A 12877-nucleotide genomic window follows, 5' to 3' on the forward strand; every position below is an offset into this window, starting at 1 on the left:
CTAAGTATTATTATTTTATTGTTATATTACTACTTTTCGGGAATAGACTATCGTAAAATTTGTCAAACCCATCATCATTAATCATTACTTCTTCACTATCATTCACATAAAACTTACTCATAGTATTTACTATTAAATCAAATTTTTTTAAGTTATTCTCTTCAAGTAAAACTGTATATAAATACGCTAAATGATCATCCATATATTTTTGAATTACTTTTAAATCTTCTTCTGATAATTTATTATCTTTTAACATTTCTTTTATTGGACCATTCTTAAAAGCAAAATATGTTGATGCCTTTGCTATTTTTGAAATATATTCTTTTGGTACTCTATCTGTCATTATATAAAACTCCCTAACTTATCTAATCTATTTTATATTATTATATTCATCTTCTTTAAAACCAACTAGAACCATATCATCTTTAATTAATATTGGTCTTTTAACAAGCATCCCATTTGTTGCTAGTAATTCTATTTTTTCTTCATCTGTCATAGATTTAAGCTTATCTTTTAATGCCATCTCTTTATATAGTTTACCTGATGTATTAAAGAATTTTTTTACTTCTAAATTACTTTGTTTTATCCACTTTGCTAATTCTTCTTTAGTTGGATTCTCTTCAACTATATGTCTTTCGACAAAGTCAATATTATTGTTTTGTAAATTTTTTTTAGCTTTTATACAAGTTGTGCATTTAGGATAAGATATAAATAATGTCATAATTTCAATCTCCAATCTTTAGTTTTTTAATAATTTTATCATACTTGTCTATTTATGATAAGTAAAATTTAATTTATCTTCGTACTTTTTTAATATTTTCATCTAACTTTGTGTATAATTAATACTATAAACTATGTGGAGGGATATTATGAATTATGCTTTAATTCAAAATCTAATAAACATAAATGATTATACTACTGCAGAACTTTTATTAAAAAGTAATCCATGTAACGATTCAATTTGGCATTATTTGTATAGCAAAGTACTGCTTTCAAAACAATGGTTTGATGAAGCGTTAAATCATCTTAAAATTGCTAATGATTTATCTCCAAATAATTCAATATATAAAGATGATTTAGTTAATTTCTTTGGAAGAGGAAAACGTTATAGCGATGATTACAATAGATCCGGATACAGACACCATAATAGAGGCTGTTCTTGCTGTTGTTGTGATGATTGCTGTTGTGATTGTAATTTTAGTTGCTGCGATTTAATTTGTTTAGATACATGTTGTGAATGTATGGGCGGTGATTTAATAGACTGTATTTAAAAATATATATCATAAAAGATACGTAATTTTTTAAAAGTGACAAAAGGCGAAGATTTATTAATCTTTAATCGCTATTTGTCACTTTTAAATTACTATTAACTCTTATTTACCAGCTAAAAAAATTCGCTTCTTATATACACTTTTTTAAACTTATATCTTCCTATTTTACACATTTTATTATTTCAAATATTAAATATTTATATAAAAATTTGATTCATTCATTCAATCACTCTTTCTTTAACTTAAGAATATATTATAATAATTCAATAGTTAATAAAGGAGCTATATATATATGAATCCTTATAAGGTTTTAGGTATTAGACCTAATGCATCTAAAGATGAAATTGAAGTTGCTTACAAAAATATAATAGAATCTAATAACCTTAATGCTAATTCAGATAATCCGGTAGAATTTTTAACCGAAGAAAAGCTTTCAAAAGTTAATGAGGCCTTTCATACATTAACAAATGATATAAAATTAAAAGAAATAAGAGATTTAATAGAATCTGAACAATTCCTTGCTGCTGAAACAGAGTTAAATTTAATTACTGATAAAAAAAATGCAGAATGGAATTATTTAAAAGGCTTTGTTTTATTAAAAAAAGGTTGGTTCAGTGCTGGTGTTAATCATTTAAAAACTGCTGTAGAATTAAATCCAGATAATGATGAATATCAAGAAACTATGCGCCTATTAACAAGAAAAATATCTCAAATTAGAGCCAATTACGCTAGAGTAGCTGCACAAAATAATTCTCAAAATGATATGGATCTCTGCGGTGGTGGAGCTGGACAAGGAATGGGTAATGGCGGAGACATGTGTGGAGGTAATCAAGCTAATGCCGCTAATATACTAAATAATATGGCAGGTGGCGCAAATCCTCTAGCAGGTGGTGGAAATCCTTTAGCTGGAGGTGGTAATATGCAAAACGGAAATCCACTTCAAAGTATGTTAATGCAAAACTTAATGTCACCAAATAATATGAATATGTGTGGCAATGGCGGTGGCGGTATGTGCTAATTTCTAACTAAAGGAGCATCTTAATGTTTGGATATATTACACCATTAAAAATTGAGCTTAAGGTAAAAGAATTTGAATACTTTCGTAGCTACTACCATGGTTTATGTTATTCAATAAAAAATAACTTTGGGAATATACCAAGATTAACTTTGAACTACGATATGACTTTTATTGGTTTTATATTAGAAGGGTTGAGTAATGAATCCATTATTATTGAGAATAAACGATGTATTAAGCATCCTACTTATGATATTCAAGTAATAAAAGATACAAATGCATTAAAATATGCTGCAAATTTAAGTGTTACTTTTTTTGATTATAAGCTAAAAGATAATATTAATGATGATAATAATAAGAAAAGCAAAGTTTTTAATATCTTTCTATCTCCATATAGTAAAAAGGCAGAGTTAAATTATGCTGATATTAATAAAATTATAAAAACTAATCTAGTTACTTTATCAAGTATGGAAATAAATAAAAATTTTGATACCTTTGACGAAGTTTGTCATCCTTTTAGTGATATAATGGCTTCTATTCTTAAAAATTATCCTCATACCCTTTATAACGATTCTTCTACCTTAAGGGAGATGTTATATAAATTAGGATATTATATCGGTAAATATATTTATCTTATGGATGCTTTTGATGACTTAGAGGACGATATTTTATCTAATCAATTTAATCCACTTATAGTAATTCATAAATTAAATAAAGAAAACTATAAGGATAATCTTGAAAATATAATAGCTGAAATGGATTTTTTGATTTTAAGTTGTATATCATATTGCAAGGATATTCTTGATTCAATTCCTCTTATAAAGCATAAAGAAATATTAGAGAACATTGTTACCTTAGGAATGCCTAATGAGTTTTACAAAATATGCAATGAAATGTACAAAAAAATACCTCCTAAATAATACAACGGGTTCCGTTTTGAGGTGCAAAACGTATAAATAGCATATATAATAGCATTCAAAATAGCATATAAAAATCCAGTGAAATAATCTATTTTCACTGGATTTTTAACATTTAATATCTAAATTTTTATTAGCACTATTATTTTAATTGTTAACATCAACAATTCGCTCTTTTTTAGTTGAGTTTTTTGTAATTATTACTGCAATTATAGCTAAAGTTAAGTATATAACTAATGCTAAATACTTAGGCATATATAATATAAATAAATTATTTAATAAGATTCCTACGGTTAATCCACCAATTATAAATAAAGTTGGTACTTGTATACCTATACTTGATATATAATTATTAACTTTATTAGATATAAACATGCTTACAAATGCAGTTATTGTGCTTATAATATATATCCCTACAACAGTTAAAATTATATATTGAATAAATGTAATATTAAACCAAAAGCTGTTATTAAATACAGAATTTATATTGCTCTCAAAGAACATAGTTGTATTATTTCCATTATATAGAACAAAATAAATTACAAGCTCTATTGTTGTAATAATCAGTGCTGATATAATTCCAGCTATCAACTTGCTTTTAAATAATTTTCTTCCATGCTTACTTGAATATTGTAGATAATTTAGTTTATCTTTTTTATCTCTTAAGAATATTGGTGTTAACATAAATGCTATTCCTATTACTATGCCTAATCCAACGTACATTATTATATTATTGTAGTTACCAAATACTATATTAGGTAATATAGCTTCATTTTCATCATTTGAAATTATCTCATTTATTCTTTGTTTATACTTTTCTTCGTCTAAACTTACCGAATAATAGTCGTCTCTATCTTCATAAAATGCTATAAGATTAGGAAACTCTTGTAACTCCCAAAAAATTGTTCCTTCCTCTTTATTAAGATAATCCCACTTAACATTTTCAAATTTTTCATTTCCTTCTTCTGAAAAAACTTTACTATCTTCATTTAAAAAATCTTCATAGGAATATACGCCTACTGCATTAAAATCCTTATTTGTATTTAAAAAGTTATTGGCTTCTATTAACTTTTTTTCATAGATATTTTTAAAATTCTGAAATTCTATTTCATCCATTTCATGACCATAATTATCAATCATTTGTACCATAATATTATAAATATCTAATTTAGGTCTTCCATTTGGGAAAAATTCTATCTCGAAAGATATAAATAATTGATAAAATATAGCACTACCTATTATTAATAAAGTTATCATCTTTAGATTAAATATTTTCTTTATCTCATTTATAATAATTTTCAATTAGTTCACCTCTATTTAATACTTTCTTTTTTAAAATTCTTCAAACATAATACCCCTGTTGACAATGTACCTATTAACCATATAACTAAAGTGATAATTTCATAATACTTATTAGTTTGTAAGCTTCCCTTAAACATAAACAACCATGATGGATTTAAAATCAATGTAAATGGAGTATATACTGAAGCAATAGTTATATTAAGAGAATTTGGTATAAGTTTCGGTAATAATATTCCACAACCTACCACTATTACAAAGCTACCGAATACAATATAAGTATTTTTCATTAATAATGATAAAATAAATGTTAGTCCACAAAATATAATTCCAAGCACATAAACTACAGAGATAACAGCTAATAAATACTTCAATATGGACATTCTCCACCAAGTCATGTAAGGCATATTATATTCTTGTCCAAAGAAATTATTTACTGAAGCACCCCAAAGTCCTGAATAATCAAAGACACTAAAATATATTAAAAGAGTTATTCCGATGATTATAGTTGTTACTAAAACCGTAGAACCTAAAGCTACCATCAGCTTATCCCTAGTTATATCTCGTCCTCTTTTTGTAGAATAAACTACTAATGATGTCTTGCTTTCAAATTCATAATTTAAAATAAACGCAGTAGTCAATACTATTAAAATCATTATTTCATAAATCATAACTGTAAAAATATCTTTGAATAAGAAGGAATGCATTTTATATGTTTTACCATGAAAGAATAAGTTTTTATGTTCTCCATTTGTTTTTAGCTCTTGAAATCTTGTAGCAAACTCTTCGTAATTTCTCATCATAATATTTTTTACATTGTCATTATAAGGACTTATAGATAAATCTTTTTCCGCCATTTTATAAATATCTATATTTTCATAAGTCTGTTCTAAATCTATTGATAAAAAATAATAAGCTTCAATACTAGATACTTTATTTAAAAATACAATTTCATCACTATTAAATTTAGAATCTTCACTAACATAGATATGATTTTCTTCAAAAAATTTATTTATAGTGTCATAGGAACTATATCCTTTTTGATTTAAAAGTTTATTAGCCTCCATTAACTGACTTTCATAATAATGCTTAAAGTCTAACATCATATCATCATCTATTACATATCCAACTTCATCAACTATTTCATTTAATACTTTTAAATCATTTCTCATATATGATTTATCAAAAATAACCATAGTATTATAAGCTAAAAATATTAATATAAGAACTATAAATATAGGTGAAGATATTATCTTTTTAAATTCATACTTTTTTATATTCATCTATTATCCCACCGTTACATATTCATTATATTCATATAAAAATACGTCTTCTAAATTAGGAGTAACTGGTTTCCATATAGGACTAATATCCCCCTCACTTATAAATCTTATTATCATTTTTCCATTCTCTTGTTTTTCTGAAAGAGCAATAAATTTATCTCTAAACTCTTTTGCATCTTTAAAATCTATTTCAGTTTCATAAACCTTATCTTTGATTTTGTTACATATTTTTTCAACACTATCTTTGTATAAAACCTTATGGTCTTTTAACATAACTATCTCATTAGCTATAAACTCAATATCTGATACTATATGAGTTGATATAATTACTATTCTATCTCTAGATAAATCACTTAAAAGATTTCTAAACCTAACCCTTTCTTTTGGGTCTAATCCTGCCGTTGGTTCATCTAAAATAAGTATCTTAGGGTCATTTAACAATGCTTGAGCTATTCCAACTCTTTGAATCATTCCACCTGAAAAACCTTTCATCTTTTTATTTGCTACTTCTTCTAAAGCAACCATTTTTAAAAGTTCATTTATTCTCTTCTTAGCCACTTTTTCTTCTATACCCTTTAAAGCAGCTAAGTATAATAAGAATTTGGTTGGAGTATAATTTTTATAATATCCAAAATCTTGTGGTAAATATCCTATTATATCCCTATATTCTTCATCTAGAGTAACTATATCTTCTCCACCATATAATATTTCTCCCTTAGTTGGGAAAATCAGAGTAGTCAACATTTTAATCAATGTAGTTTTACCTGCACCATTTGGAGCAAGCAGTGCGTATACTCCATTAGTAAATTCTAAATTTATATTTTCAAGAGCTACAAACTTTCCATAAGTTTTTGTAACATTATTAACAACTAACATTTAAATCTCTCCCTTTTTATATCTATAATTTATTAATTTATTAAGATTTTTAATATATAAAACTATGCAAATACCTGAAATTATTAAATGAATTAATAATGGAGCTTTTATTAGAAACTCCTTATACGCCTCATTATTGGATTTACTTAAGAATAAGTTAATAATAATCCAAGAACTTACAACAAAATATTTAGATACAGTCAATTTTAATTTCAATAATGAATATAAAAATATAACAGAGAACAAGAATAAACCTGTTATAGATATTACAATCATTCTTATTACATCAATCTGTCTTCCAATAAACCATATAATTATTATTGAAAGCGTATTAATAAGGATACCAGCTAAACTAAATATAAACATTCTTAATGCTGATAATTGATATAGATTATATTTACATGTCATCTCTATATCAAAAGCCCCTTTTTCTTTTGAATTATAAAAAGAAAATAATACTGCTACTAAATACATTATTGGAGACATACCAAATGTAAACTGATATAAACCTTGTATATTTAAATTGTTTAAATTAATCATAAAAGGCAATAACGTTAAAATACAAATTAAAAATATAATAACTAATTCGGTTTTATCATGAAATATATTTCTAAATCCAAGCTCCTTAAAACAATTAATTAAATAACGTATGAATGATATTTTAGATTTAACTCCTTTATTCACTATCGAATCAATTTTTTCAAAATCTATATCAGGTACATCTATATTCATTTCTTTTTTCTTATTGTCCATTATTTTTCACCACCAATAACTTTTTAATCTTTCTAATAGTAGAATAGTACCTAGTTTTAACTGTAGACTCTGACATTTCAAGCAAAGAACCTATATCAGAAAAAGTCATATCACCAAAAACTTTTAACCTAAAAATTTGCTGATAATTAGTATTAAAGGTTTTTACTATATCTAAAATTTCATTTATATCTTCTTTTAACTCCAATGATTCTTCTAATCCGCTTTCATTGACAAGCGTATCTTCATATACCTCTTCAACTACGGTAACATATTTATAATATGTTGACCTATAACTATCAATAATCTTATTGCTTGCTATTTTGTATAACCACGTCTTAAATGAGGCTTTTTTATCATCAAACCTATCTATAGACTTTAACATAGCTATAAATATCTCTTGTGTTAAATCCTTAGAAAGTTCTTCATTTTGAGTTTGTCTAAAAACATAGGTAAAAATATCTTTATAATACAATTGTACTAAATCTCCAGCAGCCGATTTATTCCCTTTATTTTTAACAAGCTTTATTAATCTCTTTTCATTAATTTAAATACACCTCCATCTTTTCCGCTTCAAACTCAATAATTTTACTTCTTCATTTATATATTCGTATGAAGTGTAGGAATAGTTTTAATTATTTTAAAAAATATTAACTTATTTAAATATAAATTATATTATACGTTTTATAGTAAATTTTGTCATAAAAATAAAAAAGATAAGCCCTATTTTACTTATTAATATATAGCTTACCTTTTTGTTTATTATTAAAAAAATTATTTTAAATAAATTATATCTTCAAATGTATAAGGTCTATTGGTCAACCCTAATGCCATAGCTGGAGTTACATACCCCTTATTGTATTTAAAAGTATCACAAAAGTTAAGATAAGTTCTTAATATAGTTAATATGTAATTTGCATACTTTGGATTGAAGTTTGAATATATAAAGCTTTTTCCTTCTCCACGTCCTGATACAAGGGGTCTTTCCAAGATAGAAGCTCTTCGCCTTATTTGATTGAAATAAGTATTTACAGCCCTCATATTCACTTTATATAGTACTTCAGCTAGATTTTGCGTTGATAATTGTGAAAGATTGGTAATACAGTCCACATACCTAATTCCCTCATCCTTATTGGGGTATGGATGTTCAATAGGATTATGTAAGTAGTATGGATAGGATTTATCATCAACAGTCTTTATACCATATAGTTTATGGGTTTCTAAGTCACTAGCTAATTTACTTATTGCAGCTTCTCTCATTGAACATTTAAGTCCATTGGAATCTTTCCACTCATGTAATCTTTCAGTGGCTTCTTTATAGCAAAAGTAAGCTTCTTTTTTCTTTAAAGATTTATCTATTCTACAGGTGAAAATATTTGCATTTCCATTTTTGATTTCATTACTAAATACCCTCATTAATGCTGTTATTATGGAATTATCTTCATCAGACACATAATTAATCTTATCGACGTTCAATATATCTCTAATAAGCCAAAAGTGAGCATATGATGTATAGGTAGTATTAACATGAAAACCATCGATATAATCTTTTCTAAGATGTAAACTGCGTTGGTCAATATAATTATCTACCTCATTCTCTTTAACGGTAGTATCGTCAGTAGTTGCTCCATAATATGAGTATCTATATCTAGCATTTTTTTGAGCAAAATTATAAACATGATTATCTTTTAAGATTTCTATATCGCTTTCGATATCATCAGCAGTAACATTGTAATCAAAAGCTAAATCAGTTCTAAAAGCATATCTTGAGTGAGAATCTACTGTAGCTACAATATATGTTGGGAATAGTGGTCTTTCTTGAGTTGAATAATCTTTGCCGTGACCTTTTTTTCTAATATTATTTAATGAGTAGCTAAACTTATCTGTTGTAAGCCATAACTCATTAAAATGCATTTTGCTTAATTTCTTAGTTTCATGTTTATCAAGGAATTCAAGACATCTTTGATAAAGTTGCTCTAACTTTTTATAGTATGTACTAACACCAATACCTAACAACTCGACTGTTCTTGTAACAGGGGTTCTACTTACTACTTGCAAAGCGAACCTAGGAAGTATATCATCTCTTTGTTGATGATATGTAAAACATTCTCTCTGGTTAGGTAATATATTAGTCATTTTGCCACAACTCTTGCATTTATATTTTTGAGAGTTACTGCTGCTTTTTCCCTTCTTATGAAATTCTTTAGGATTATCTATAGGATTTACTTCTGGGGTATCACAACCCTCTTTATGGAATGAATATGGGGGTTCTATAGGTGATACAGTGTTAATATCTATCAATCTTTTAATTTCAAGAGCTACTGACCAATTTGAAAGAGGGGTAACGTAGTTTTTAATTACAATACCGTCTATTTCTTTAGTCGATACTTCATTACAGTTTATTCTTTTAAGGTTTTTTTCGCCTACAAGTTTGTATCTAGAAGGTTTATTTTTAACGTCAGCGAACTTGTGTTGAGGTAATCCAAACCATTTGCAAAATGGATTAGTACAAAAATTGCTCTGGATTTTAGTTGATTTAGAACCAATAATAAGCTCAACTTCTCTAAATAACAAATCTCTGTATTTTTTAGCAAATTCAACTTCTCCTAATACAGGATAATCAATCTGTCTATTGTGAATCTCCTCGTCGCTTATAGGATAAATAACTGTGACTTTACTTTCAGTATTATTTATCAACTTCTGTAACTTCTTCATCTTCCATTTCACCTTCCAACCATGTTATAAGCTCACAATCATTTAAGATTGATTCAATCTTTTTGCGATTTCTTTGTTTTTTAATCCATTGAACAAAACCTTGGTCTGTCAATAAATTTTCCAAGAACATATCAACAACTTCTTCCTCTTTATATTGAGTGTATTTAGCATATTGAGATAATATAGTTAGTGTTTTTTCAGAGATATTCCAGGAAACTTTCTTTTTTATAGTCTTCGGTTTTATGTACTTCATCAATTATTAACTCCTTTTATCTTATATCTAAATTTTAACCAAAAAATAGCATGATTATTCGCATATAAAATAGCATAAAAAATATAGTAATGTAAACATAAAAAATGTAATGGAATAAACTTATTCCATTACATTTTTATAAAATATTAATGTTAAAACATCTGCTATTTTTAGTGCTATTTTAACTACAAAATATATGTTAAGATAGTTATATCAACAAAAAATGACTTGCTATTTTATATGCTAAAATACAAGTCATTTTTACTGCTATTTTGTTGTTTTGCACCCTAAAACGGAACCCGTTGTAAATAATAGGAGGTATTTTTCTTATTTTTGATAGGCAATTATATCTTTTTTACTATCTTCTATGATATTTTCATCTTTATCTAATTCATATATATTAGTAACTGTAACTTTATTTATTTCACCATCTAATTCTGTGATTCTAGCTAAGAAATAACTATTTACTTTTTTATCTAACATTGTTGGTTCATCCATAGTTGTTACATATTTCCCTGTTGATGTTTCAACAATTATTTCACATTTATTAGCTTCTGATCCAAACATAAATTTATTTTTAGAATCATTATAAACTTTAACTCTTAATATACCGCCTTCAAACAATTTAATATTTTTAGCTAAATTTAGAGTTAATTCACCTTTATTGTACATAGGAATATCAAAATTTTCACATGCTATAATCCCGTCTGGAGATATAGCCCATCCATCTTCTTCTTTTATTAGCGCATACTCATAGTCAGTAGTAGTCTCTTCATCATTAGCTTTTGAAGTTATTTTTATAGTAGCTCTTTTTATTGTGTCACTATAATCTTCCATACTAACTAACTCAGAATTTACTATTTCATATTCTTTTTTAGATTTCTCTAATATTTTTTCAATTGTAGATAAATCATATCCTGTTGAATCTACATATACATCTGAATATAATTTCACCATTTCACTTACATTTTTTTCTTCATTATCTTTAATAAATGTTTCTACTAATTCTTCTGGAGTTCCTAATCTAACAGGTTCTACTTCAGCTTTAGCACCACACCCTACTAAAGATAAGCTGACTAATCCTGCTACCAATAATATTTTTAAAAACCTTTTACCTTTAAACATTTTCATTCTCCTTTGTAAAATATGTTTTATTATTCTTACTTATTATAAATCAATTTCCTACCATTATAAATATTTTTTTCTAAAATTAATAAAAGATTCATTAATTTTAATGAATCTTTTATTAATACTTAATTTATTATAAACCAAATTTTTCATGCAATAAATTCATAGCTTGTGCTAATTTGCTTGTATAAATTAAACACCAGATAGTTATATTAGAATCTGTAGTTTGAAGTACTTCAATATTATTTTCTGTTAAAGTATTAATTATTTTAGCCATCACTCCAGGTACTCCAGTCATTCCGCTTCCAACTATTGCAATAGTACTGCAGCCTTCAACTGTAGTAAAGTTTATATTAGCTTTAGTTAATACTTGATTTAATTTTTCTTTTTCATCTGCATTTATTGTGAAAATTTGATGAGCTGGAAAAATATTGATTAAATCTAAACTAATATTATTTTTTGCTAGACTATCTAATAAACTTCTATATGCTGCATGATTTGGATTTTCTGATAATCTTACTCTTACCTGAATTCTATTATCTAAATGAGTAATTCCAGTTATAAAGCGCTTATTTTCCTCTGAAACGTCTCTAATAATTAAGGTTCCTTTACTATCTGACATAGTGTTTTTTATTATAAGTGGTATATTAGCTTTTTTAGCTAAGTCTACAGCTTTAGGATGAATAACTTTAGCACCTTGATCGGCCAATTGATAAACTTCATTATAAGTTACTTCGTCTATTAACGACACATCATCTACTAATCTTGGATCTGCTGTCATAATTCCGTCAACATCTGTATAAATTTCAATCTCTTTTGCCTTTAAAGCTACCCCTAGAATACACGCTGAAGTATCACTTCCTCCACGGCCTAACGTTGTGATTAAGCCATCTTTAGTAATACCTTGGAATCCTGTTACTACTGGAACTATTCCATTTTTCACAAGTTCTAAAACTTTACTTGGATCTGTATTAATAAAGCTAGCATTAGTAAAATTATCGTCAGTTAATATACCAGCTTGGCCACCTGTCAATGGAGCAGCTTTTATTCCGTAATTATAAAGAGTATTACATACAACAACCGAACTAATTATTTCCCCACAACTCATTAATAAATCTTGAGCATTTTTATTATCACTCATAAACTTTTTTCCTACAAGTGATAATAGTGTATCAGTTGAATATGGATCACCTTTTCTCCCCATGGCAGATACTACAACAACAGGACTCATTCCGTTATCAATAGCAGCTTTAACTTTAGTAGCTAATTGTTTTCTTCTTTCCTCTGTAGATACAGATGTTCCCCCAAATTTTTGCACTATAATTTCCAAGGATTGTTCCCCCTTAAAATTTAAGCAGTGCATAACTGTT

The 12877-nt window shown here is 26.6% G+C and carries 14 protein-coding genes; 3 read left to right on the top strand and 11 right to left on the bottom strand.

What is annotated here, in order from left to right; all coding sequences use genetic code 11:
- Positions 1 to 10 precede the first annotated feature (10 nt).
- Positions 11 to 343 (bottom strand): hypothetical protein, encoded by a 333-nt coding sequence (locus LQE93_RS04325; RefSeq protein WP_055262966.1) that lies wholly within the window; start codon positions 341 to 343, stop codon positions 11 to 13.
- Positions 344 to 370: 27 nt separating this feature from the next.
- Positions 371 to 724, bottom strand: a complete 354-nt coding sequence (locus tag LQE93_RS04330; RefSeq protein WP_231072345.1) for an arsenate reductase family protein — start codon at positions 722 to 724, stop codon at positions 371 to 373.
- 145 nt (positions 725 to 869) lie between these two features.
- On the opposite strand from LQE93_RS04330, the gene LQE93_RS04335 reads away from it, so the two are divergent.
- From LQE93_RS04335 to LQE93_RS04345, 3 genes are all read left to right on the top strand, one after another.
- On the top strand, positions 870 to 1271 hold the full coding sequence (locus LQE93_RS04335) for a tetratricopeptide repeat protein (protein WP_055262962.1): 402 nt from the start codon (positions 870 to 872) through the stop codon (positions 1269 to 1271).
- A 292-nt stretch (positions 1272 to 1563) separates the two neighbouring features.
- Positions 1564 to 2289: a J domain-containing protein gene (locus LQE93_RS04340; protein WP_186838635.1), complete on the top strand. Its 726-nt coding sequence runs from the start codon at positions 1564 to 1566 to the stop codon at positions 2287 to 2289.
- A gap of 23 nt (positions 2290 to 2312) precedes the next feature.
- On the top strand, positions 2313 to 3206 hold the full coding sequence (locus LQE93_RS04345) for a DUF5685 family protein (RefSeq protein ID WP_186838636.1): 894 nt from the start codon (positions 2313 to 2315) through the stop codon (positions 3204 to 3206).
- 144 nt (positions 3207 to 3350) lie between these two features.
- On the opposite strand, the gene LQE93_RS04350 is transcribed toward LQE93_RS04345, so the two are convergent.
- From LQE93_RS04350 to dapG, 9 genes are all read right to left on the bottom strand, one after another.
- Positions 3351 to 4505, bottom strand: coding sequence for a chloride channel protein (locus LQE93_RS04350; protein WP_231072157.1), 1155 nt, complete (start codon positions 4503 to 4505; stop codon positions 3351 to 3353).
- A gap of 11 nt (positions 4506 to 4516) precedes the next feature.
- Entirely contained in the window at positions 4517 to 5785 is a 1269-nt protein-coding gene (locus tag LQE93_RS04355; protein WP_231072158.1) for a hypothetical protein, read from the bottom strand.
- Positions 5786 to 5788: 3 nt separating this feature from the next.
- On the bottom strand, positions 5789 to 6661 hold the full coding sequence (locus LQE93_RS04360) for an ABC transporter ATP-binding protein (protein ID WP_231072160.1): 873 nt from the start codon (positions 6659 to 6661) through the stop codon (positions 5789 to 5791).
- Positions 6662 to 7414, bottom strand: a complete 753-nt coding sequence (locus LQE93_RS04365) for a hypothetical protein (protein ID WP_231072161.1) — start codon at positions 7412 to 7414, stop codon at positions 6662 to 6664.
- Complete coding sequence (locus LQE93_RS04370; protein ID WP_331679218.1) at positions 7404 to 7958, bottom strand: RNA polymerase sigma factor; 555 nt, start codon at positions 7956 to 7958, stop codon at positions 7404 to 7406. The genes LQE93_RS04365 and LQE93_RS04370 overlap by 11 nt, the downstream gene beginning before the upstream one ends.
- Positions 7959 to 8185: 227 nt before the next feature.
- The gene (locus tag LQE93_RS04375; RefSeq protein ID WP_231072164.1) at positions 8186 to 10126 is read right to left on the bottom strand and encodes an insertion element protein; all 1941 of its coding nucleotides are present in this window, start codon (positions 10124 to 10126) and stop codon (positions 8186 to 8188) included.
- Positions 10098 to 10379 carry a hypothetical protein gene (locus LQE93_RS04380; RefSeq protein ID WP_231072166.1) on the bottom strand — a complete coding sequence of 94 codons (282 nt, stop codon included), beginning with the start codon at positions 10377 to 10379 and terminating at the stop codon, positions 10098 to 10100. Before LQE93_RS04380 ends, LQE93_RS04375 begins: the two co-directional genes overlap by 29 nt.
- Before the next feature lie 327 nt (positions 10380 to 10706).
- Positions 10707 to 11504 (bottom strand): hypothetical protein, encoded by a 798-nt coding sequence (locus tag LQE93_RS04385; protein WP_231072168.1) that lies wholly within the window; start codon positions 11502 to 11504, stop codon positions 10707 to 10709.
- A gap of 136 nt (positions 11505 to 11640) precedes the next feature.
- Complete coding sequence (gene dapG, locus LQE93_RS04390; protein ID WP_186838638.1) at positions 11641 to 12837, bottom strand: aspartate kinase; 1197 nt, start codon at positions 12835 to 12837, stop codon at positions 11641 to 11643.
- Positions 12838 to 12877: the final 40 nt, after the last annotated feature.

This window comes from Clostridium sp. NSJ-145 (assembly GCF_021044725.1).
In the GTDB taxonomy this organism is placed as follows: Bacteria; Bacillota; Clostridia; order Clostridiales; family Clostridiaceae; genus Clostridium; species Clostridium disporicum_B.